We start from the raw sequence: 24,583 nt of genomic DNA, 5'->3' as shown, positions 1-24,583 counted from the left end.
CTATTGTTCAATGAAATTTCTACTGCCTAAGTACCTGAACCTAAGCGAATTTGAACCCGAATGGCAAAAAGAATATAAACGCATCGGCACTTGGTATGCGATTTGGGGCGGGCTCGTGGCTGCACTCTTCTACCCTACCGGTATTTTGTCGCAGTTGCATATTCCCAAAGACAACGAATCGCTTTGGTGGTTCATGATGTTGTTTCCTACTCCCGTAATTCTGGCCACTATTGCGTTACAGCGCATTTTTAAATTTCGGCACGAGATTGTTTTTGAGGTAATTGCAGTAGCTCTGTTTACTTCGGCAGCCTATCGCCCCAATTGTGTGGACTGGGTGCCCTACTTAGTGTCCAATATCATCTGTTTCATTGCTGCGGCAGTTATGACGATTCTTTACCCTGTAATATTTATTGTCAATTTCGCTTTCATTATTTTTATCAACATTACATTTTTCATTGCTTTTTGCGACAAGCCCTTACTCGATTTCTTTGTTTCAAGTGAGTTTCCGGGCTTTTTTGTGGTGGGTTTGGTTTCTTTTTCCATCTCTATCTTTCGCTACTATATCCTAAAAAGCAATTTTATTAACAGTTTGGCATTAAAAAAGACACTGCAACAGTTAGACGAAAAAAATCAAAGCCTTGAAATTGCACAAGCCGAACTGCTTTCGCAGCAGGAGGAAATTTTGGCACAACGCGACTTTATTGCTGTACAAAACAGCGAGCTGGAAACCAAAAACCGCATGATTACCGATTCCATTCGCTATGCGCAGCGAATCCAGCAAGCTATCTTACCGCTCAATGAAACACTGGCTGAAACACTACCCGAGCATTTTGTATTATACCAACCGCGCGATATTGTCAGTGGTGATTTCTATTGGTTGCAGGAAAAAGACGGGTATATATTCATAGCCTCTGCCGATTGCACAGGGCACGGCGTACCGGGTGCTTTCATGAGTATGATTGGCAATAACTTGTTGGAGCAGGCTGTTGTAGAACACGGTGTTCTTACGCCCGATGCTATTTTAGCGGAAATGCGCTTGGCTATTCAAAAAGTGCTCAAACAGCGCGAAACTCTCAATAAAGACGGGATGGATATTGCGCTGATACGTATAGATAAAGCACGCAAGCAATTGGTTTTTGCAGGTGCTAAAAGCCCGATTATCATTGTACAAAACGGTGAATTACATTATATCAAAGGCGATTTAATCAGTATCGGGGGCGATGATATGGCTACCTCTGCATTTACCAATCATTACTTTTCTTTTGAACAACCGTTGGAGTGCTACCTCTTCTCCGATGGCTATCAAGACCAGTTTGGCGGCCCTAAAAACAAGCGATTTGGTATTCGCCGCCTGAGGGAGTTAATACTTGAAATTCACAGCCGCCCTATGGCCGAGCAAAAGGATATTTTTATTGAAAAACTGCAAGACTGGCAGGAGCAAACCATGCAAAAACAACTTGATGACATCATGATGATTGGTATCCGACTGATTTAGTAGTTTTTACGTGCAAAATTGACATTCACCGGTAAAATATCAGATTTTAAAAACTGTTTTTCAGCGGCCTACATAAAAATTTTTCAAATACGCCTACATAAGAAAGACCCGACACCTCTTTTCAGAGACATCAGGTCTTTTTGCAATTACAAAACAGCAGCGTTTTACTCGCTTCGCTCCGGCCAAAACAGTAACAGACCCATCACTGCACCGTATGCCATGCTGCGATACGGATTGGAAGTAATCGGGCAGGTGCCGCTTTCACAACCGATGTAGTACCAGAATGCCCATCCGGCAATGCCACCTACCAAAATACCTGCCGAAGCAAGCAACCATTTTTTATACTTGATTAACATATCAAAAAATTAAGCTGTTCCTTTCAGGATTTTATTCCAGTACAGCCACGGCAATACGCGCTTTTTGAGTTGATACATTGTCCAGCGTTCTTCTCCTTGGTCAAAGGGAAATGTTTCGATAGGCTCGTTGTTGTAGTCAAACTCTGCCAACACTAATTTGCCGTAGCCTGTAACCAACGGACAGGAGCCATAACCGTTGTACATGGCATCCATTTGTTGCCCTGTAATACTGCGGTATAAATTTTCAACTAAAACAGGAGCTTGTTTGCGAATGGCGGCACCTGTTTTGGCATTGGGCGTGCTTGTATTATCGCCAATTCCGAATACGTTTTTGTATCGGTTGTGCCTCAAAGTACCTTTGTCCACATCCAACCATCCTCCCGGAGAGTCGGGTACTGCCAACGGACTTGTACGAATTACATCCGGTGCAGACTGTGGCGGAGTTACATGTATAAACTCGTAGTTTTCAACTACTTGTACTTTTTGACCGTCTTGCTCGGTTTCAAAAATCGCCTTCTTCTCATCGGCGCGAATCTCTACCAAATTGTGCTTGAAGTGCGTTTTGATACCGTATCGCTGAATAACTTTGTTAAGTGTTTCAGCATATTTTTTTACACCGAAAATTACACCGCCACCGGAGTAAAAATGAATATCGGCCTTATCTAATATACCATGCTTGCGGAAATAATCGGCAGCCAAGTACATAATTTTTTGAGGCGCGCCTCCGCATTTAACAGGTGTACTCGGATTGGTAAAAATTGCTTTCCCGCCTTTAAAGTTTTTGATACACTCAAACGTGTAAGGAGCAACATTGAAGAGATAATTGGAAGTAATGCCATTTTTACCCAAGTTGCCTTCCAACCCTTTAATAGCAGACCAATTGAGTTGTATGCCGATAGAAACTACTAACCAATCGTAAGTAACCGCATCGCCACCGGCCAGTATGACCTTGTTTTCGTCGGGTACAAATTGTGCAACCTTATCTTTTATCCATGCCGCATTTTTGGGAATAAAATCGGCTTCATTGCGAACTGTATCATTAATATCAAAATCTCCGCCGCCTACAAGAGTCCATGCAGGCTGATAATAGTGCTTATCGGAAGGCTCAATAATGGCAATATCCAAATTAGACTGTTTGCGCAATAGCTGTGCAGCCACCGATATTCCTCCATTGCCTCCACCGGCAATTAATACCTGATAGTGTGATTTGAGATTGGCTTTCATACTGATTATATGTTACTGGTGTGTAGCAGCTAATGTACAAACATATATTTATATATAAAAATGTTTTTTTTAAAAAACTAAGGCGGCACTTAAAAACCGCCTCAGTTTTTGAGTTACTGTCTATGCCATCTGTGTTTCTGAGAGTACAGGCAGATGGGTTTTTGCAATAGCCTCCATGCCTCCATTCACATTCACCACTTTGTTATAGCCATTGCGTGCCAGAATAGAAGCCGCAATCATAGAGCGATAACCTCCGGCGCAATGCACAAAGTAGCGTTCCTTCGGATTCAACTGGTGCAGATTCTTTTCTAAGTCGCGCAGCGGGATGTTGATGGCGTTAGGCAAATGACCGCCTTTGTACTCGTTGGTGCGGCGCACGTCCAAAATTTTTGTAGTGGCGGCATCAAAAATTCGCTCTAATTCTTCGGCAGTAATCACTTCGGTAGTGGCCACAGGCATATCTGCTTCGCGCCATGCATCAAAACCACCTTCCAGATAACCGGCAACATTTTCGTAGCCTACGCGTGCCAAACGCAGAATGGTTTCGCGCTCACGGCCTTTGTCGGCTACTACTACAATCCGTTGTTTGATATCGGTAATGAGTGTACCCACCCATACGGCAAAAGAACCATCCAGCGCTATTTGCAGCGAATTAGGGATATGGCCTATTGCAAACACATCGGAGTTGCGGGTGTCTAATACCAACGCACCGGTTTCTATTTCTAATTCTACCGATGTAACACCCAACGGCTGTACGTTGCGACCTAACACCTCGTCAATTGACTCATAACCGGTTCGGTTAATGATGGCATTTTTAACGAAGTATTGAGGTGCAGGCAACTGGTCTGCCAGAATAATTTGGGTAAATTCTTCACGCGTCATCGGTTGCAACGCGTAGTTAAACATTTTCTCTCTGCCAATGGTGGACTGAGTTTCTTTGCCGATGCTTTTGCCGCAAAGTGAACCCGGGCCATGTCCGGGATATACAATTACATCATCAGGCAGAGTTTTGATTTTCTTGTTCAAGCTATCGTACAGGTTGCTTACCTGCTCTTCTTTGGAGATAATAACACCGTCCAGCAAGTCAGGACGACCTACATCACCCACAAACAGTGTATCGCCTGTGAATACGGCATGTTCCTTACCGTTTTCATCGTAGAGCAGCAAACACATGGATTCCGGCGTATGTCCGGGCGTATGCAGCACTTTCAGTGTAACATCGCCTATTTCAAAAATTTCACCGTCTTTGGCTTCAATATAGTCAAACTGTGCCTTCGCAGTAGGGCCGAATACGATAGGCGCTCCTGTGGCGTGCGACAAATCCAAGTGGCCGGATACGAAATCGGCATGGAAATGCGTTTCAAAAATGTACTTGATTTTAACACCGCGTTCCTGTGCCAACTTTATGTAAGGCTCAGTTTCACGGATGGGGTCAATCACAGCAGCCTCGCCGGCTGACTCGATAAAATAGGCTGCCTCAGCCAGACAACCTGTGTACAATTGCTCGATTTTCATGGTTTGTATAGTTTAAAAAAATGAATCAACTAAAAGTAAAAGTCAAAAAATTAAAGCTGATAAAAAATGACTTACGTCAGTTTTTCAGATAATTAAAATCGTGTGCAACTGTTGATACAGTGGATAATATTGGTGATGGTTGTATCGGTCAGTGAGTAGTAAATACATTTACCTTCGCGCTCGGCAGTGAGAATGCCGCGGTCGCGCATGTTAGTCAGGTGGTGCGACAACAAAGCCTGCTCTATCTCTAACTTATTTTGCAACTCGCTCACATTCAGGCGGCCACACTGGTCTAATAAATCTATAATTGCAATACGTACCGGATGCGCCACAGCCTTCAGCACAAAAGCAGCCCGTTCCAGTTTTTCCGTATCAATTCGCAACGCAATCGTTTCTATGTCCATAGCTGTATAAATGAATAACAGTGCAAATATATAAACATATTTTCATATATCAATATGATTTATGTTTTTTTTCTTGCCTTCACCCTGCACTATTTGTTGGAGGCAGTTTTAACAAGTTCGTCGTAGTGAGCCATAATTTTCAAAACATCTTTCCGCTCGGTAACGGAAAGTTTGTTAGCCCGCATAAACTCACTCATCTCGTCGCGGAAGTCTTTCATCAGTGGCAGCCAGTCGGTTCGTTGGTCGCCCGGCTTTATTACCTGCTCTTTTGCCATATCCAGCACATAGTAGCTGTCTAACTGCACAACGGTAGTACCCATACCCATTCGAGGCCCCCACCACCCCCACCCCCAAGGATTAGGCGCACCGATGGCGCGCTGAATGAACACCTCTCGGTTAAGCAAAGTTAGTTTGGTTCCTTCGTATAACAACTCAAAAAAAACCGGGCTGTCATAATTACCGGCTTTTTTGTAAGGCAAGGTGTAAAACGAACGTGGCGTTTTTTGTAAATCGTCAAAAATCTGGAAAGATTCCACTTGATAGGAGCTGAAAGAACGCACCGTTCCTCCCGTAGTTACCTGCAAGGAGTTATTGTCCAAATCGTACTTGATTTTTCCCCTGATAGTTTCGCCGGAAAACAAATCCACTTCTCCATCGTGCCACATATCTTTTGAGAAGTTCTGCGCACGTAGGCCTGCTCCTGTGATAAGGAAAAGCACAATCAGCCCAAACAACTTTTTCATAGCAAAAAATTTAATCGATTACTCAAATAGCCATATGTATGCCATACGTAAAAACAGGGAGCAAAGATTGATAAAAAAGAAATGCCGCCCAAATTGTCTTTGAGCGGCGGAGGCAATAAAAAGCGGTGTTGATTAGTCGCTAATTTTGGCGGTCTGAATGCGAATGGACTCATCGTGAATGAGTTTGAAAATATGGCCTATAAAATCCTTATTTAAGCCCATCTTTTCGCCCCATTCAGGCCGTGACTGAAATACTTTAATCCATCTGTCCACCTGAAATACAGCCACGTTGTTTTCGCGTTTGTAAGTCCCTAATTTTTCAACGATGTTCATGCGCGATGCAAGCAGCTCCACAATTTCACGGTCAATTAAATCCAGTTTGTTGCGTAGTTCCTCCAAGACGCTTTGAAACTCTGTATTGTCAGATGTTACTTCCCTGATTTTCAGTTCGCTAAGGATTTCGGCAAACCGCTCCGGCGTTACCTGCTGCGAAGCATCGCTCCATGCGTTATCGGGGTCTATGTGCGACTCAATCATCAAGCCGTCATAGTCCAAATCAAGGGCTTTTTGCGAAAGCGGGTAAATAAACTCCCGCTTGCCTCCGGTATGGCTGGGGTCAAAGAAAATAGGCAGTTCAGGCATTTGGCTGCGCAACTCTATGGCCATTTGCCACATGGGGATGTTGCGGTATTTGGTTTTCTCAAAGGTTGAGAATCCTCTGTGCATGGCTGCCAATTTGGTAATACCGGCATTGGCAATGCGCTCCATACCGCCTATCCACAGTGCCAAATCGGGGTTTAGGGGGTTTTTTACTATCACAGGAATATCCACTCCTCTCAAAGCATCTGCTATTTCCTGTACGGTAAAAGGATTAACCGTACTGCGCGCACCTATCCAAAGAATATCTACACCATATTTTAATGCTAACTCAACATGTGCTGCCGTGGCTACCTCTGTGGCAATCGGTATGCCTAATTCATCGCGAACTTCTTTAAACCACTGCAAACCTACTTCTCCTACTCCTTCAAAGCTGTTGGGGCGGGTACGCGGCTTCCAGATACCTGCACGCAATGCATTGATGCCGGTATTAGCCAGCCCTCTGCAAGTAGCCAACAACTGTTCGGGAGTTTCGGCACTGCAAGGCCCTGCAATAATAAAAGGTTTCTTTCGGGATGCCACCGCTACGTCTGTTTCAACCGTTGAAGGCATACCCCAATTTTCCAAACGTTCAATATTCATATGCAATTATTGAGAAATGTGCGGCAAAAAAGTTGTCTTACTAACATTTTTTTATTGTTCAACACTAAGTTTTGCCAAATTATTAAAAATTGGCCTAAGATAGATAAAAAAAAAGCCCCAACCAAAAGTTGGGGCTGTAATTTTAAATTGCCTGAAAAGCTATTAAAAATAACGGGCAGTGTTATCTTTCACTTTTGCCAACTTCTTAATGGCTTTAATGATATTGTCTTCGGTTTGCAACCTGCGGCGCTCTTCAATCTGATTCTTGTAGGTGGCGTAGTCTGCAAGTTCGCTGGCATCATCAACTTGTGTAACCTCAATAATGAACATGCCATAGTCATCTTTCACGATTTTTGAACGCTCACCTTTTTTCAGTGCATAAGTCGCTCCTACCACATTAGGCGCATAGTTAGCCTGACGGATACCAGATGTAAGAGGTGTTACGTCGGGTTGCTCAATAATTTCAGCACCTGCACCGTAACCTTTCGCAAGTTCTTCCAGAGTGTTGCCTTTCAATTTAGAGAGTTTCTCGCGAATCATTTCCGCTTTTTTCTCTTTGCGATAGTCGGTAATTAATTGCTCGCGTACGTCTTCTACTCTGGCATCACCTTCTTCTGAACCACCGCGGAGCATGGCTACCAAATATTGGTCTTCTAACTCAAACACTTCGGAAACGTCGCCGATGTTGCGCTCATCGGCATAAGCCCAACGTACAATTTCTTTTACTTTAGGGCTTGTTAGGTTATTGATGCTGCGCGCATCTTCCGGAATGGTAAGTGCCTGAATGCTAATCAAATCTTTGGCAGCAATTACTTTTTCGGTGTATTCTTTCGCGGTTTTAGCTTTTGCAAATTCACCTGCTTTCATAAAGGCCTCATTTTTGGTAGCCTCGCTTGGCAACAGTTCTTTTGCAATGGCTGCAATGGTATATTTTGTACGGGTTTTCAAACCTGTAACATTGATGATGTGATAGCCGTATTCTGTTTCAACCAAGTTAGGAATCAGACCTGTTTTGGTAGCATTCATTACGGCTTTCTCAAAAGGTTCTACCATTTGCTTCTCGGTAAACCAGCCCAAGTTACCGCCGCGTGATTGGCTGCCCGGGTCTTGGCTGTACATGTTGGCCATGAAAGCAAAGTCTGCACCGCTTTTCAGTTGTGCCAAAATCTTTTCGGCTTCCTCTTTGGCCTTATTTTTATCATCGCCGAAGCGGAACAGGATATGGCTTGCCTTTGCAGAGCTCACTGAATCCTGACCTGATTTCACGATGCGATATACCACATAGAAACCATTTTTCAGGTATGGGCCAACCACAGCACCCACTTTAAGGCTGTCAGCCGGAATTTCTTCGGGAATGTCTGCGGGTTTGAAGTCGCGGTAAGAGTTTCCGAAATCGGAATTGTTGGTAACAAATACTTCCAAATCGGACTCAGGTAGTGCAGCCATTTCTTCTTTCAAGCGCATCACCTGTGCTTTGATTGCCGCCGTATCTTTGGATGAAGGCTTGAACGGGAAGGTTACATACTCTATCGCACGGTTTTCCTTGCGCTTATATTTAGACTGATTGGCGTTCAGGAAAGCCTGCAAGTCGCTTTCTGTGTATTTGATGGCAGAGTCCGGGATGGAAGTAAAAGGCACGTACAAAAATTTGATTGTACGGCGATTGTTGATGTCGTGATAGTATGTTTGGGCTTCTTGCTTGGTGGCAAAAGTTGAATACAACATCAGGTGAGAATACTTTTGTCTGAGACGTGCAGGAGCCAGTGAGCGCTCGAACGCTTCAAACTGTGCACGTTGTTCTGCCGGCAAAGAAGCCAAATTGTTCAAAAAGGTGATAATCTGGTTTCTGTCAATCTCGCCTGTTTGCGGATTTCTGAACGCTTCTTGCAACTCAGGATGGATATTGTTGCCCTGAACCATATCAACTACCTCTTCAGGCGTTACCATCAGGCCTAATTTTTCCATCTGAGGCACCATGGCATATTTGTAAATCAACTCATTGAAAGCCTCATAGCGCAGGAAGTCCGATTCAGCTTCGGTAACGCTGCGCCCCAAACGACTGGCCAAGTTTGCTCGGCTGATGTTCAGTTGTTCGCTAAATTCCTGAGGTGAGATACTTACACCATTGATACGGGCTACTTCCTTACTATTGAACATGTTCATAATGGAAGAGTTGGGAGATAACAAGTCTCCGCCAACAATGAAAAGCCCCAGCGCAATGAAAATAACCGCGATAACCGCAGTAGAAAGTTGCCTAATTCGTGTAATGATTGCCATTTATCACAATTTTTTGAACCGCGAATTTAGCGCGGTGTTTAGTCCTTACCAATACTCAACTTAACTTTTTAACATTCTTTTTTGTTACCTACGCCCCCGCAGTCTGTCCGTTGGTAGTTACCTGCGGTGTGGTTTCCACCTCAAAATGCATGGGTTTGGCTACTTTTTCGGGCAGCAGTGCCTTTTGGAGCACCTCATCTATGGTTTCTACATAGTGGATGGTCAAATCGTGGAGGTATTGTGTGTCTATCTCTTCCACATCTTTGCGGTTGCGGGCAGACAGTACGATTTCGTTGATACCTGCACGTCGGGCAGCCAGCAGCTTTTCTTTGATACCGCCCACGGGCAATACTTTCCCGCGCAGCGTGATTTCGCCGGTCATTGCCAAGCGGTCTTTTACTTTTCGCTGTGTGTAGAGGGAAGCCAATGCGGTCAGCATGGTAATACCTGCCGAGGGACCGTCTTTGGGTACGGCGCCTGCCGGAACGTGGATATGAAGGTCGTAATTATTAAAAATGCGGTGGTCTATACCAAGCTCATCGGCATGCGCTTTCAGATAGGAAAGTGCCGTAATGGCAGACTCCTTCATTACGTCGCCCAACTGCCCTGACAAGGTAAGCGCTCCTTTGCCTTTGTTGAGGCTTGCTTCCACAAACAAGATTTCGCCGCCCGCTTGTGTCCATGCCAAACCTGTTACAACGCCTGCGAAATTGTTGTTTTGATACATTTCGCGGTCAAAAATGGGAGCACCCAAAATTGCCTCCACATCAGAGGGTTTAATCCGCTTCTGATAAGGCTCTTCCATGGCCACCCACTTGGCTACATGGCGCACTACTGCACCGAGTTTTTGTTCCAAATTGCGCACGCCCGATTCGCGGGTATATTCTTCCACTATTTTCAGCAGGGTTTTATCGTCTATGCTGAAATCTTTGGCTTTGAGGCCATGGTCTTTGCGAAGTTTGGGCAACAGGTGTTGTTTGGCAATTTGCACCTTTTCTTCTTGTGTGTAACCTGTAATTTCTATGATTTCCATGCGGTCGCGCAGCGCAGGATGAATGGTATCCAGCGAGTTAGCGGTTGCAATAAACATCACCTTTGAAAGGTCGTATTCTACCTCCAAATAGTTGTCTAAAAAGGTGCTGTTTTGCTCGGGGTCAAGTACTTCCAGTAAGGCCGATGCAGGGTCGCCGCGGAAGTCGTTGCCTACCTTGTCAATTTCATCCAGAATAAACACCGGATTGGCTGTGCCTGCCTTTTTGATGCTTTGCAAAATGCGGCCGGGCATTGCACCTATATAGGTTTTGCGATGCCCGCGAATTTCGGCCTCGTCGCGCAGGCCGCCAAGCGACATGCGGATGTATTTTCTGCCCAATGCTTTGGCAATGGAGCGCCCAAGCGAGGTTTTGCCTACGCCGGGAGGGCCGTAGAAACACAAAATAGGGCCGCGCATATTGCCGCCTTTCAGTTTCAGAACGGCCAAGTATTCAATGATGCGCTGTTTGGCCTTTGCCAGCCCGTAGTGGTCTTCATCTAAGATGGCCTGTGCTTTTTTCAGGTCAAATGTATCTTCGGAAAACTCGTTCCAAGGCAAGTCCACCATAAATTCCGCATAGCTGATGGCAATGGGGAATTCGGGTGATTGAGGGTTCAGGCGCAGGGCTTTGTCTAATTCTTTATTAAAGTGTTTGGCGACAGCCTCCGGCCAGTTTTTCTGAGCACCGCGAAGGCGAAGACGCTCTATTTCCTGCTCGTGTCCGTCCACACCGAGTTCATCCTGCAAAACTTTGATTTGCTGGCGGAGGAAATAATCGCGCTGTTGCTGGTCTAAATCGGAGTGGGCTTTGGAGTGAATTTCCTGTTTGATTTGCAGCAGCTCTATCTCTTTGAGCATATGTGCCAGCAACTTTGTACCGCGCTCCTTCACCGAGTTATATTCCAGCAATTCCTGTTTGTCTTTCACTTCTGCATTGATGTTGGCAGAAAGAAAGTGAATCAGGAAGTCGGTGCTCTCTATGTTGTTGATGGCAATTTCAGCATCCTGCGGAATTTCAGGATTCAGGCGCATGATTTTGTGGGCGGCCTCTTTTAATGACTGCACCAACGCTTTTGTATCCTTTTTGCGCTCGTCCGGCATTTCGTCGGTCAGATAAGTAACCTGAGCGGTCAGATACGGGTGCTCGCGCAGAATGACATCCAAATGAAACTTGCGCCGCCCCTGAATGATGATAGTAGTATGACCATCGGGCAAGGCAATCAGTTTCATGATGCGCGCCACAGTACCTACGGTGTAGATGTCGTCTAATCCGGGGTCGTCGGCATTATTATTTTTTTGGGTAACTACTCCTATGATACGGTCGCCTTTGTAGGCTTTGCGCACCAACTTAATAGCTTTCTGGCGACTGACCGTAACAGGCATAATAACCCCGGGGAATAGCACCGAATTGCGCACAGGTAATATGGGCAATTCGGCCGGAAAATCGCTGTTTTCTTCCATGGATTGCTCTGTGCCCTTCATCAGCGGAATAAAATCTTCTGCCTCGTCTTCCGACATGGCTATTGATAGAATATCGTTAAAAGAATAGTGTGACATAGTTGCCGTCAAATAATGATAAAGATGCCAAATTGTCATTTTTACATCATACTTGATGCAGACAATACGGCGGAATCCCTTTTTTACAAAGGTAAGGAGTAATGTTGCAAGCCCTGTGCCGACTTACTTGTTGCTGTCGTCTTCTGCCAATTCGCCACCCTTGTGGATTTTAAACTCGACTCGGCGGTTGATTTTCTTGTGCTCCGGTGTTTTTTCGGGGGAGATAATGGGTCGGCTGCTGCCATAGCCGACAGCCTGAATACGTTCGGGATTGATTTGTCCGTAATTAACCAAGTATTTTTTGATGGCATCTGCTCTGCGCTGCGACAGTTTCAAATTGCTGGCAGCATCGCCGGAACTGTCGGTATGTCCCGATATTTTCAATTGAAATTCAGGATAATCAACCAAGAAGTTGATTATCAGGTGAAGGTCGTTTTCCATAGTCGGCAGAATCTGCGCACTGCCTTCTGCAAATTCAATAGATTCAAACCGAACATTTTGGATGCTTTTTACCGCTACGTTCTTTTCTGTATCGCCTTGCAGAAGAAATACTTCCTCTAAGCGAAAGAAATTTTCGCCTTGCACAATGAGCATGTAGCGCTTGTTGTTAATGAGCTCGAACTCAAATACCCCGTCGTCGGACAGATAGCGCGGCATAACTTCTACCCCATCGCTCAGGTCTATGATGGATACAATACCTTTAAAAATTTCACCGGTGGTTATTTCGCGGACTTTCCCCGTAAAGCGAACAACGGCATTTGGTTTAGCCTCCATCGGCATGGGATAGGAATAAATATCCAAATTGCGCGGGTTATCTTCTTCGGCTTTGGCAAAAAACAGCTTGTCCGACTGTTCATCTATGGCAAAGTAAAACTCTCGGCCTTTGCTGTTTACCAAAGGGCCGAGGTTTTTCGGCTCTGTCCATCTGCCGCGAATATTGTAGCTTTTAAATATGTCAAAATCGCCGTAATTGACCAACTGCCCGTCGGAACTGAAATAAAGCACATTATACTTATGATGAATAAATGGGCTGACTTCGTTTTTCTGTGTATTAATCACCGGGCCGAGATTTTTGGCCTCTCCCCATCGGCCACCGGGTTCGCGCACGGAAAAATACAAATCGGCTCCGCCAAAACCGCCTGCGCGGTCGGAAGAGAAAAACAGCGTGTCCTCCGTAACAGACAGGCTGGGGTGCGAGTCCCATGCCGTACTGTTTACGATGCCCAAATTTTCGGGCTCTGACCAATAGCGCCCATCAACCCGATAGCTGATGTATAAGTCGCAGTTACCTTTACCGTCCGGTGCTTCGCAGCGGGAGAAAATGATAAAATCACCTTTTGCGCTTAAACAAGGCGAACCTTCGTTATAATTGGAATTAATATCGGCAAAAGGGAAGGCATCCTGCCACTGCGTAGTGTCATCGCCGATGCGCTCGGTCATGTAGAGGTCTTCGTTATAGGTCTGGTTCAGGCGGTTAGTCCCCGGCGTGCGATTGCGTTTAGAGGTGAAAATCAGTGTTTTACCGTCGCGGGAAACAGTTACGCCGTAGTCTTCAAATTTGGAATTGACAGCATCGCCTATGTTCGTAAGCACACCGTGAGGCGGGCGCAATGTGTCAATGTGCTTGCGCAATTCCAACATTTGGTAGTATTGGTCTAAACTCACGTAGCGGGGCTTATCAAAGCGCGACAAGCTGTCATAACGCCGCCAAGCACTTCTCAAATCTCCTCTGTAATGTTTAATGATAAGTTGAAATGCCTCCCGCATAATCTGGGTTTTGCCCAATTGCCCCGACACACGCGCCAACTGCCACACCATATCCATGCCCGAAGGATCAATGAAATTGCCTATTCCGAAGCGCGAGGTATAACTCAACAGGCTTCTGAACAAATTGTCCCACTGTTTTTCTTTTTGGTACTTGTTAATCAGATTTATCTGCCGCTCGTTGTAATAAAATGGAACCTTGTTGATATTCCGAAAACTGATTTCGTTTTCGTCATAAAAGAAAGCGGTATCTTCCAAACTAAATTCCTGCCCTTTCAGCGTAGTTTCCTTAGGGTCTTTGCGTCGCTCATTGCGTCTTTTGTCTTTTTTATCTTCCTGCGCATTTGCAGACATACTTATGCAAAAAAGCACGCCCAATAAAACAACAAAGCCATACTTTATTACCATAGCAGTTGAATTTAAATCGGAAAAGATGTAATACACATATAAAACTGACGATTAAAGCATCAGTTGCGTTGCAAAGGCGGGGTAAATATCGGGGAGATGCTGCAAAAAATCCGACAGTTTGTTTAAAACTATTCTAAATAATTAAGAACTTTGCAGACCCGTTCGCTTTTATTAAACGTAATTAATCGGCTTAAAGATATGCTATCTATCAGAAATTTGCAGGCGGCCATTGGCGATAAGCAAATATTAAAAGGAATTAATCTGGAAATCAAACCCGGCGAAGTGCACGCTATCATGGGGCCTAACGGTTCGGGCAAGAGCACCTTGGCATCCGTGCTGGCAGGTCGCGAAGACTACGAAGTAACAGGCGGCGAAGTAGAATTCAACGGTAAAAACCTCTTGGAACTTGCCCCCGAAGAGCGCGCCGGCGAAGGGCTGTTTCTGGCTTTCCAATATCCGGTAGAAATTCCCGGCGTAAGCAATACCAACTTTTTAAAAGCTGCCGTTAATTCGGTGCGCAAATACCGCGGCGAAGAACCTTTGGATGCCGTTCATTTTCTCAAACTGATTAAAGAGAAAATGAAACTCGTAAACATGGACCAAGCGCTGCTGAACCGTTCGCTGAATGAAGGCTTTTCGGGTGGTGAGAAGAAGCGCAACGAAATTTTCCAAATGGCAGTACTGGAGCCAAAACTGGCCATTCTGGACGAAACCGATTCAGGACTGGACATTGACGCGCTGCGCATTGTTGCCAACGGCGTAAATACGCTGCGCAACAAAGACAACGGCATTCTGGTTATCACGCACTATCAGCGCCTGCTGGACTATATTGTTCCCGATTACGTGCACGTACTCTACAAAGGGCGCATCGTGCGTTCGGGCACCAAAGAGTTGGCGCTTGAGTTGGAAGAAAAAGGCTACGACTGGATTAAGGCAGAAGTAGAAGCCGAAAACGCCTAATCAGCTACCGTAAACCCTTAAAATGTCCGTTTGAGGAATGGAAAAAACCGATTTAAAATCGCTGGCATTGGCTTATTTGGAATCCAAACCGCCGCAATCCGATATACAAAAGCACGCCGCCGAAGTTTTTCGCTCGTTGGATATTCCCACTACGAAAAACGAAGAGTGGAAATATCTCAATCTGAAAAACATTGCTTCACGCGCCTATACGTTTGCCAATGGTAACGCAAGCGATACGGCTGCTGCAATTGCCAAACCTTTCGTTGAGGCTTACGACGAGCAAAACGCCAATGTGTTGGTGTTTGTAAATGGCGTTTATATGCCCGCACTTTCTCGTGTAGTTTCGCCCGAATCAGACCTGAAAATCAGCAACCTGCGCGAAGCCAAGAGCAAATACGCCGCCGAGTTCGGCAAGTACTTCGGCAAGTATGCCAACGACGAGCACCATATTTTTGCTGCGCTCAACACGGCTGCCGATGCAGAAGGCGCTTTTATTTACGTGCCGAACAACAAAACGGTGGAAGCCCCTGTTATTTTGCACTACATCGCCTCGGCAGAAGCCGGCGACGTGTTGGTACAAACCCGCAACTTGTTTGTAGTAGGCACAAGCGCCCAACTGACCGTTGTAGAGCATTACAACAGCACCGAACAGGCCAACCACAGCCTGACCAACATGGTAACAGAGGTGTTTGTAGGCGGCAATGCCCGTTTTGACCACTATAAAATTCAGAACGAAGCAAACACTTCTTCTCATATTGGCTTTACGCAAACTTGGCAGTTGCAAGACAGCCACTATGCCAACACAACCGTTTCGCTCAGTGGCGAAATTGTGCGCAACAACTTGCACATTGCCATTGACGGGCAAAATTGCGAAGCCTTCATGAACGGTTTGTATGTGCTGGACGGCAACACGGTCGTAGATAACCACACCGTAGCCGACCACCGCCAACCACATTCGCACAGCAACGAACTCTACAAAGGTTTGCTGGACGGCAAATCACAGGCAGTATTCAACGGCAAAATATTTGTCCGTCAGGATGCACAAAAAACCAATGCGTTCCAATCAAACAAAAACATTTTGCTTTCGCCCAATGCCAATGTGGATACCAAACCGCAATTGGAAATTTGGGCGGATGACGTAAAATGTTCGCACGGCTGCACGGTGGGCGCATTAGACGAAGAGCCTTTGTTCTACCTGCGCGCCCGTGGTATCAACGAAGAAAACGCCCGAGCCCTGCTCATGTTCGCTTTTGCCGAAGACGTGTTGGAGCGCATCCAAGTAGAAAGCGTTCGCAGGCATGTTGAAAAAATTATTGCCGCGCGGCTAAAAATGGACATTTAAAAATTTTGTCATCAATTAAAAGCCTGTGGATGCCAATATTCACAGGCTTTTTTCGTTACTTAAACGCTACTGTTGGCCTTATCAAAACGGAAAATGCCAATCAACCACGTAAAGCAAAACACAGGCAATAATATTACCATTCCCGTTATTTACGGGATACTTGGCCTTGTATGGATTACGCTGAGCGACCGACTGCTGTTTTCAATCATATCTTACACCAATGCCGATAGGGCTACACTTGAACACATCAGCCAATACAAGGGTTACTTTTATGTATTGCTGACAAGCGTGCTACTGTATTTTCTCATACGCAAACACACCAACCGACTGCTTGCCGTAACCGAAGATTTCAGGCGATTGTTTGAAAACCATCCGCACCCGATGTGGATTTACAGAACGGATACCCGTCAAATTTTGATTGCCAACCACGCCGCCTGTACCGAATACGGCTATACGCCCGAGGAGTTTTGCCAACTCAACCTGTACGATTTACGCCCTGAAAGTGAACATCATAAGCTATCCGCTAAGTTGCAAAAACCTGCGGCCGACTACAGCAATAGTGGCATTTGGCTGCATAAACGCAAGTCGGGCGAAACTTTCTACGTGAATATATTTTCGCACAGTTCCATCTATCAAAATACTCCTTGCCGCATTGTTGTTGCGCAGAATGTCAATCAACACATCCTTGCTGAACAGGAGCGCATCAATTTAGAAAATGCCTTGCTCAACTCAACTTTGTTGAGTGTTACGGACTTAGCAGGCAACATTGAAACCGTCAATGACAAGTTTTGCGAAGTCTGCAAATACAGCCGCGAAGAACTGCTCGGCAAAAACCACAATCTGCTGAATTCGGGCGTACACCCGCCGACCTACTGGCAACAACTCTGGGAAACCATCAGCCAAGGGAAAAGTTGGCGGGGAGAAATCTGCAACCGCGCCAAAGACGGGAGCATTTATTGGGTGAAAACGGTTATCAATCCGGTATTTTCGCCCGAGGGGAAAATTTACAAATACCTTTCCATCAACTATGAAATTTCGGAAAGAAAGCAATTGGAGCAGCATCAGGCAGCACTGCTGAAAGACCTCTCCGAATATGCTTTTCTGACCTCGCATGAACTGCGCGGCCCGCTGGCACGCATTCTTGGACTGACCGCTCTTTTCCAAATGGGCGAAGATGCAAAGATAATTATCGCGAAGTTGCAGGAAGAGGCCAAGGCGATGGACGAGGTCATCCGACAAATGAATAACACACTCATGCGCAACTCCCACGAACTCATCAGCCGCGAACGGGCGCAACGCAGCGCCAATGTCAAACTCTGAATATGTGCACATAAGCGCGAGCGGTTAGCAGAAAATATTTGTGTGTAAGCGAGCCGCCGCCTTGGATTTTATCACAAAAAACACAAGGACACAAGACGCTTGCACGCTTGTGTCCTGAATCAATACAGTATTCGTCTGCTTGCAAATAAGCAGTTGCAGCGCGATAAAGTACTTACGCCAAAATCTGTTCGGCAGCCGAAAGCACGGCTTTCAGTTGTGCCGTATTTTTACCTGCGGCTGTGGCAAAGAAAGGCTGACCGCCCCCCCCCCCTTCTACCAACTTGGCAAGATCTTTCACGATTTGGGAGGCATTCCAGTTGCGCTCTTTTACCAACTCATCGGCAATCATCACCGCAATATGTGCTTTGCCGTCAATGGCTGCCGTAAGCACCGCAAACAGCGATTCTGTTTCCTGTTTCAGTTGGAACGCCAGTGTTTTGAGGGCATCAGGCTTGGGCACTTCTACCTGTGCGGCAAGGAACTGAACGCCATTTTTATCGGCAATTTGTGTACGCAACTGCTGTTTGATGCCTTGCAACGCTTCATTTTGCAGGCGTTCGATTTCTTTTTGTAAGGCTTGCTTCTCGTCCAGCAGGTTTTCTACGGATTTGAGCAAATCTTTCGGATTTTTTAACAACGCACGCACGGCATCGAGCAAGGCAAGTTCTTCGTTGATTATTTGCTCTGCCTTGGCTGCCGTAACGGCCTCAATGCGACGCACACCGGCAGCAGAAGAACTTTCGGAAAGAATTTTAAACTGCCCGATAGCACCTGTTTGCGCAACGTGCGTACCTCCGCAAAGTTCTACGCTGAAATTTTTATCAAATGTAATCACCCGTACAAAGTCGCCGTATTTTTCACCGAACAAGGCCATTGCACCCATTGCTTTGGCCTTTTCAATCGGCACATTGCGCTGCTCGTCCAACGGAATATTCTCGCGAATTTTTGCATTGACAATTTTTTCTACCTGAGCAATTTCCGATTCGGTCATTTTAGCAAAATGCGAGAAATCAAAACGCAGCACTTCATCGTTCACCAATGAGCCTTTTTGCGCAACGTGCGTACCGAGCACCTCGCGCAGGGCAGCGTGCATCAGGTGAGTGGCCGTGTGATTGCTTTCAATTAAGCGACGGCGGCTGTTGTCAATCAGTGCCGTAACAACAGGCGCACCCTTAACTCCTGCCAAAATTTCAGGCAGGTTATCGTAAGTAAAATGAATAATCTGGTCAATTTCTTTTTTGGTATCGGCAATGCGGATTTTGCGCGGGTTTTCGCCCTGCACTACCAAAATACCTGTATCTCCAACCTGTCCGCCGCTTTCGGCATAGAATGGGGTACGGTCTAATACAATCTGGTATTGTGTACCTTTTTTGTCGGTTATTTGGCGGTAACGGAGCAAACGGGCTTCGGCCTCATCGGCTTCGTAGCCCACAAATTCCGTAGGCTCGTCAGAAGATTCCAGAATGACCCAATCGCCTTTTTCGGAAGCGGCAGCATTGCGCGAACGGTCTTTTTGCTCCTGCATGGCTTTGTCAAAACCTGCCTCATCTATCAGCAAGCCGTTTTCGCGTGCAATCAGTGCCGTCAAATCCAGCGGGAAACCGTAGGTATCGTACAATTCAAATGCTACTTTGCCGTCAATGAGTTTAGTGGCAACAGACTGCGCGATGATGTCATCCAACATGCGCAAGCCGTTTTCTAATGTGCGCAGGAAAGCGGCTTCTTCTTCACGCACAACATTGACGATAAAATCTAACTGTGCTTTTACTTCGGGGAAAATACCTGCAAATTGCTCTGCCATGAGTGGCACAAGGCGGCACATAAACGGCTGACGGAATCCCAAAAACGTGTACCCGTAGCGCACGGCACGGCGCAAAATGCGGCGGATAACATAACCAGCCTTGTTGTTAGAGGGCAACTGTCCATCGGCAATGGCAAAGACAACCGCGCGCAGGTGGTCAGCAACCACGCGCATGGCAACCGCAACTTTGCTGTTTTCCCGCTCGGCCTGATGATAATTTTTGCCGGATTCCTCCTCCAATTGGCGGATAATCGGCTGGAAGATATCGGTATCGTAGTTGGAAACTTTGTTCTGAATGGCGCGCACCAGACGCTCGAAGCCCATGCCTGTATCCACGTGCTTGTCGGGAAGCGGCTCGAGGCTGCCGTCTGCTTTGCGATTGAACTGCATAAATACCAGATTCCAGATTTCAATTACCTGCGGGTGGTCGTTGTTTACCAAATCGTAACCTGAAATCTGTGCGCGTTCCTCGTCGGGGCGCAAGTCTATGTGGATTTCGGAGCAAGGCCCGCAAGGCCCTTGGTCGCCCATTTCCCAAAAGTTGTCTTTTTTGTTGCCGTACAAAATGCGGTTTTCGTCAATGTGTTGTTTCCAGAGTTCGCGGGCTTCGTCATCGCGGCTGAGGCCTTCTTTTTCATCGCCGCCAAAAACGGTAACATACAGTCTGTCTTTTGGCAAGCGATAAACTTCGGTCAGCAGTTCCCACGCCCACTGAATGGCTTCTTTTTTGAAATAATCGCCAAACGACCAGTTGCCCAGCATCTCAAACATGGTGTGGTGATAGGTATCCAGCCCCACGTCTTCCAGGTCGTTGTGCTTGCCCGAAACACGCAAGCATTTTTGTGAATTGGCTACGCGCTTATGTTCGGCAATGCGATTGCCCAAAAAATAATCTTTGAACTGCACCATACCTGAGTTGGAAAACATCAGGGTAGGGTCATTTTTCAGTACCATTGGTGCAGAGTGCACGTAGGCATGGCCGCATTTTTTGGTGAAAAAGTCTAAGAATTGCCGGCGTATTTCGTTGGAAGTCATCATTTTAATAGGTGGAAATATGTCCATAGACATTTGAACGGGCAAAGATAAAGGTTAATCCGATTTTTTGTCTGTAATTTTCCAAGCCATGTACTGTTGCAATACGGTTATATCGGCGGCGCACCAGTCCAATGCGTGCAACTCCTCATCGGTACACCAGCGAATTTCCGCATGTTCAATCGCCTGAAAGTCTGTATTATTGGCAGGTTTGCAGACAAACGGAATCAAACAAACGGATTTATCGGCGTAATGATGCACATTATCGGGCAGGCGGTCAATGATGCAAACAGTTGCGCCAAGTTCTTCTGCAATTTCGCGACGAATGCACTCCTCGGCGGATTCTCCTTCGTGAATTTTACCGCCGGGGAATTCCCACAAGCCACCCTGCGAACGGTTAAGCGCACGACGCGCGGCCAGCACGCGCCCGTTGGCTACGATGATGGCACAGGTTACGTATAAGACAGCAGACATGAGGCAAATGTCGGCATTATTGCCCTAACTTTGCGCCGTTTAATTGGGGAATGCGGACAAACGGATACTCACAGATGCTTTATCTGCTTGTATCTGTGCAGTCTGCCGATATCTGCATTCAAAAAAAGTCAAAAAAATGCGCAAACTCAGCATGGAAGAATTGGGGCGGATAGATGCCGCCGCCTATGGTCAATTTGCGAATCGCCGCGTAGCTGTTGTGCTGGACAATGTGCGCAGTGCGCTCAATGTGGGCTCGGTGTTCCGAACGGCAGATGCTTTTGGGATTTACAAGCTCTATTTGTGCGGCATTACGGCCACTCCGCCCAACCGCGATATTCACAAAACAGCACTCGGCGCGCAGGAAAGCGTTGCATGGGAACACTTTGCAGATACGGAAGTCTGCTTGGCACATCTGAAAAGCGAAGGTTTTCAACTGGCCGTTGTAGAACAAACCGACGAAAAAATCATGCTGCATGAATTTGCTCCACAATCGGAAGCTAATTATGCTTTTATTTTTGGCAATGAAGCAAGCGGCGTAAGCGATGCAGCCGTTGGCATGGCAGACTTTGCGCTGGAAATTCCACAGTTCGGCACCAAACATTCATTTAATATTGCCGTAACAACAGGCATTGTTTTGTGGCATTACTTTGTGCACCATCAGGCAAACTGAGCAATCCCACACCGTCAAAATCATTGCATCACCGAATCATTTACATCATTCTACTGCCAAATCAACCCATCACAAATCAACCAACCACGGTATCATGAAAATCGGAATCATCAGAGAGGGGAAGACCCCACCCGACCGCCGCGTACCGCTGACACCGCGCCAGTGCACCCTGTTGCGCCGTCTGCATCCGGATGTTGAAATATATGTACAGCCCAGCCCCATTCGTTGCTACACGGACGAAGAATACGCCGCCGAAGGGCTGCCGCTCACCGAAGATTTGAGCCACTGCGATGTATTGCTGGGCATTAAAGAAGTGCCGATTGCTAACCTGATAGCTAATAAAACGTACTTCTTTTTTTCACATACGATAAAAAAACAGGCATACAATCGTCCGCTTTTGCAAGCACTTTTGCAGAAAAATATTACCATGGTGGACTATGAAACGCTCACCGACGAAAAAGGTAATCGTCTGATTGCTTTCGGGCATTATGCAGGGTTGGTAGGCGCTTATAACGGCATTTTGGCTTACGGCGAAAAGTACAACCTGTTCCATCTGAAACCTGCGCATCAGTGCTTCGACCGCCACGAGTTGATTTTCGGACTGCACAAATTAGCCTTGCCACCCATCAAAATTGCCCTGACAGGCAGCGGGCGCGTTGCCAAAGGAGCAATGGAAATGCTGGACGAAATGAAAATTGAGCGCGTGGATGTGATGGAATATCTCAACCAAAAACAGTTTTCCATGCCTGTTTATACACAGTTGAGTTCCTCTGCCTACCACGTACACAAAAAAGGACGCAAGTTTATTGCCGAAGAATTTTACAGCTTCCCCGAGCATTTTGAATCGCATTTTGAACCCTTTTATCGGAATACCGACCTGTTGATTGCTGCCGCTTACTGGCATCCGAAAGCCCCCCGACTGTTTACGGCGGAAGAAATGAAGCGCGATGATTTCCGCATCCGCGTCATTGCCGACATTACCTGCGACATCGACGGCTCTATCCCTTCCACCAAGCGCCCCAGCAAAATCGGCGACCCCGTGTACGACTACAACCGCTTTACCGAACAGTTGGAGCCGCCCTACAGCAATCCCGACAATGTTTCGGTCATGGCAATAGATAACCTGCCCAGCGAACTGCCCCGCGATGCCTCGGAGGAGTTTGGCGGTATCTTCATTGAGCGCATTCTGGCTCACCTGTTCAAAGATGACGAGGGCGTAATTGCACGCGCTACCATCACCCAAGGCGGACACTTGACCCAGCGGTATGCCTATTTGCAGGCGTTCGCAGAAGGGAAAGAGTAAACCGCAGGTGCTGTTTGGCAAATGCGATGCTACATTTTCTTGCGAAACAGCAGCGATGAATCGCCAAAACTCAGGAAGCGGTAATTATTATCCAACGCTTCCTGATAAACCTTTTGCCAATCATTGCCAATAAATGCTGCCACAAGCATAATCAGCGTGGTGCCGGGCAGGTGGAAGTTGGTAATCAGCGCATCGCAAACTTTGAAATCATAGCCCGGGATAATCATGATTTCAGTTTCGCCTTGTAGTTTTTTCAACTGATGGCGCTGCATGTAGTCCTTTACGCGAGCAATGGACGCTTTGCGTGTAGGCAGTTGTGCCGGCTCGTAGCCATAGGGCATCAGTTTGGGAATGTGGAAAGTGGCATCGGGGTTTTCGCCAAGCAGTACGCCGTACCAATAAAGGCTTTCCAACGTGCGCATGGAAGTTGTGCCGACGGCTATCACATCTTCGGCAGCCAACAGGCGGTCAATATTTTCCATGCTGACAATCATCTGCTCGGAGTGCATGGGGTGGTCTAACACGTTCTCATGCTTGATGGGCTGAAACGTCCCGCCTGCCACGTGCAGCGTCAGATAGTCGGTTTGTACGCCTTTTTGCGGCAAGGCCTCCTGTAAAATGTAGTCTGTAAAATGTAACCCCGCCGTTGGTGCGGCTACTGCCCCTTCCTGTTTGGCATAAACGGTTTGGTAAACCTGCTTGTCTTTTTCTTCCGCTTCGCGTTTCAGGTAGGGCGGCAGCGGAGTTACGCCCACGTAGGTCAGCAGCTCGGCGAAACTTATATCCGAACTGTTCCACCGAAAATCAACCCATTGCACTTCGCGGTTTTGCAAAGTGGCTTGCAGTTTGACCGTTTTGCCTTCTATCTCCACCTCACGCTCCAACAAGGTGTCATCTTTCAAGCGTTTCAGGTTGCCGACAGCGCAAGCCCATGTGCAGCGCTCGGTCTGCTGCATCATCAGCGCCACATCCGACGTAGGAGCCACGGGATGCAACAAAAAAACCTCAATAAGTGCCCCTGTTTCCTTCTGGAAATAAATTCTGGCAGGAATTACCTTGGTGTTATTGAAAAACAGCGTATCCCCTTTTTTCAATTCATTGGCAATTTGGCGAAAACGACTGTGGCGGATTTCACCATCGCGATAGACCAACAGATTGGAGGCATCGCGCTCTTCTAACGGGAAACGGGCAATGCGCTCATCGGGCAGTTCGTACCAGAAATCTTCCTGACGAACGGGTTGTAACAGCGGCTGATTTTTCATGCCGCAAAGATATTGCAAAGCGCTACTGCCTTGTTTTCATGCACACGGATTTTTTGGTGTGTAGTATAGGATGCTCTTTATTAAGATGCTAAAAAAGCGGAAAGCAAGCCTGAACATAGACTTGCTTTTTACGAGTATGTGAGGGCAATGCGCTTGTTGGCAGTTCGTACCAACTGATTTTCATGCCGCAAATAAGAGAGAGTGAAGGTTAACTACTTTCTTGTACAAGATTAAGAAAGGTAATTTTGTAATTCTAAAGTTTGCCTTCTTTTATCAGTCTACCTTAGACCTTTTGGTTGGTGATTATCAGTGAATTACCTAATTTTACTTGGTGATTCTTTCAAATTTATATAACTATGGCAAGTATTTTTCACACGTTGCACGTCGCATCTTAAAAGTGACAA

18 protein-coding genes are annotated in these 24,583 nt (G+C 46.4%); 6 read left to right on the top strand and 12 right to left on the bottom strand.

The window, feature by feature from the left end; all coding sequences use genetic code 11:
- The first annotated feature begins 10 nt into the window (after positions 1-10).
- Positions 11-1,495 (top strand): SpoIIE family protein phosphatase, encoded by a 1,485-nt coding sequence (locus NDK19_RS14580; RefSeq protein ID WP_250632637.1) that lies wholly within the window; start codon positions 11-13, stop codon positions 1,493-1,495.
- 164 nt (positions 1,496-1,659) lie between these two features.
- On the opposite strand, the gene NDK19_RS14575 is transcribed toward NDK19_RS14580, so the two are convergent.
- From NDK19_RS14575 to NDK19_RS14535, 9 genes are all read right to left on the bottom strand, one after another.
- On the bottom strand, positions 1,660-1,851 hold the full coding sequence (locus NDK19_RS14575) for a DUF6132 family protein (protein ID WP_250632636.1): 192 nt from the start codon (positions 1,849-1,851) through the stop codon (positions 1,660-1,662).
- A gap of 9 nt (positions 1,852-1,860) precedes the next feature.
- The gene (locus NDK19_RS14570) at positions 1,861-3,075 is read right to left on the bottom strand and encodes an NAD(P)/FAD-dependent oxidoreductase (protein WP_250632635.1); all 1,215 of its coding nucleotides are present in this window, start codon (positions 3,073-3,075) and stop codon (positions 1,861-1,863) included.
- Between the two features lie 120 nt (positions 3,076-3,195).
- The gene (locus NDK19_RS14565) at positions 3,196-4,590 is read right to left on the bottom strand and encodes an MBL fold metallo-hydrolase (RefSeq protein WP_250632634.1); all 1,395 of its coding nucleotides are present in this window, start codon (positions 4,588-4,590) and stop codon (positions 3,196-3,198) included.
- A gap of 92 nt (positions 4,591-4,682) precedes the next feature.
- A complete protein-coding gene (locus NDK19_RS14560) occupies positions 4,683-4,994 on the bottom strand; it encodes an ArsR/SmtB family transcription factor (protein ID WP_250632633.1) in 312 nt (103 codons plus the stop codon).
- 89 nt (positions 4,995-5,083) lie between these two features.
- Complete coding sequence (locus NDK19_RS14555) at positions 5,084-5,737, bottom strand: hypothetical protein (RefSeq protein WP_250632632.1); 654 nt, start codon at positions 5,735-5,737, stop codon at positions 5,084-5,086.
- A 132-nt stretch (positions 5,738-5,869) separates the two neighbouring features.
- Positions 5,870-6,976, bottom strand: a complete 1,107-nt coding sequence (locus tag NDK19_RS14550; RefSeq protein ID WP_394801687.1) for a chorismate mutase — start codon at positions 6,974-6,976, stop codon at positions 5,870-5,872.
- Positions 6,977-7,138: 162 nt separating this feature from the next.
- Positions 7,139-9,253: a peptidylprolyl isomerase gene (locus tag NDK19_RS14545; protein ID WP_250632631.1), complete on the bottom strand. Its 2,115-nt coding sequence runs from the start codon at positions 9,251-9,253 to the stop codon at positions 7,139-7,141.
- A gap of 88 nt (positions 9,254-9,341) precedes the next feature.
- Positions 9,342-11,843 carry an endopeptidase La gene (lon, locus tag NDK19_RS14540; RefSeq protein WP_250632630.1) on the bottom strand — a complete coding sequence of 834 codons (2,502 nt, stop codon included), beginning with the start codon at positions 11,841-11,843 and terminating at the stop codon, positions 9,342-9,344.
- A gap of 123 nt (positions 11,844-11,966) precedes the next feature.
- A complete protein-coding gene (locus NDK19_RS14535; RefSeq protein ID WP_250632629.1) occupies positions 11,967-14,015 on the bottom strand; it encodes an OmpA family protein in 2,049 nt (682 codons plus the stop codon).
- A gap of 198 nt (positions 14,016-14,213) precedes the next feature.
- Here NDK19_RS14535 and sufC point away from each other — a divergent pair, with 198 nt between their 5' ends.
- From sufC to NDK19_RS14520, 3 genes are all read left to right on the top strand, one after another.
- Entirely contained in the window at positions 14,214-14,975 is a 762-nt protein-coding gene (gene sufC / locus NDK19_RS14530) for a Fe-S cluster assembly ATPase SufC (RefSeq protein WP_250632628.1), read from the top strand.
- A 37-nt stretch (positions 14,976-15,012) separates the two neighbouring features.
- Positions 15,013-16,317, top strand: a complete 1,305-nt coding sequence (gene sufD / locus NDK19_RS14525; protein ID WP_250632627.1) for a Fe-S cluster assembly protein SufD — start codon at positions 15,013-15,015, stop codon at positions 16,315-16,317.
- A 93-nt stretch (positions 16,318-16,410) separates the two neighbouring features.
- Positions 16,411-17,637, top strand: coding sequence for a PAS domain-containing protein (locus NDK19_RS14520; protein ID WP_250632626.1), 1,227 nt, complete (start codon positions 16,411-16,413; stop codon positions 17,635-17,637).
- A gap of 172 nt (positions 17,638-17,809) precedes the next feature.
- On the opposite strand, the gene alaS is transcribed toward NDK19_RS14520, so the two are convergent.
- On the bottom strand, positions 17,810-20,473 hold the full coding sequence (gene alaS / locus NDK19_RS14515) for an alanine--tRNA ligase (RefSeq protein ID WP_250632674.1): 2,664 nt from the start codon (positions 20,471-20,473) through the stop codon (positions 17,810-17,812).
- Positions 20,474-20,527: 54 nt separating this feature from the next.
- Positions 20,528-20,944, bottom strand: a complete 417-nt coding sequence (locus NDK19_RS14510; RefSeq protein ID WP_250632625.1) for a (deoxy)nucleoside triphosphate pyrophosphohydrolase — start codon at positions 20,942-20,944, stop codon at positions 20,528-20,530.
- A 136-nt stretch (positions 20,945-21,080) separates the two neighbouring features.
- Here NDK19_RS14510 and NDK19_RS14505 point away from each other — a divergent pair, with 136 nt between their 5' ends.
- Together NDK19_RS14505 and NDK19_RS14500 are read left to right on the top strand one after the other, a co-directional pair.
- Positions 21,081-21,614 (top strand): RNA methyltransferase, encoded by a 534-nt coding sequence (locus tag NDK19_RS14505; RefSeq protein ID WP_250632624.1) that lies wholly within the window; start codon positions 21,081-21,083, stop codon positions 21,612-21,614.
- 94 nt (positions 21,615-21,708) lie between these two features.
- Positions 21,709-22,917: an NAD(P)-dependent oxidoreductase gene (locus NDK19_RS14500; protein ID WP_250632623.1), complete on the top strand. Its 1,209-nt coding sequence runs from the start codon at positions 21,709-21,711 to the stop codon at positions 22,915-22,917.
- 29 nt (positions 22,918-22,946) lie between these two features.
- Here NDK19_RS14500 and NDK19_RS14495 read toward each other — a convergent pair whose 3' ends face one another.
- A complete protein-coding gene (locus tag NDK19_RS14495) occupies positions 22,947-24,179 on the bottom strand; it encodes an S-adenosylmethionine:tRNA ribosyltransferase-isomerase (protein WP_250632622.1) in 1,233 nt (410 codons plus the stop codon).
- Positions 24,180-24,583: the final 404 nt, after the last annotated feature.

Source organism: Rhodoflexus caldus (assembly GCF_021206925.1).
Taxonomy (GTDB): Bacteria; Bacteroidota; Bacteroidia; order Cytophagales; family Thermoflexibacteraceae; genus Rhodoflexus; species Rhodoflexus caldus.
Note: the sequence above shows the minus strand (reverse complement) of the source record. Positions and strands in the feature narration are given on the sequence as shown.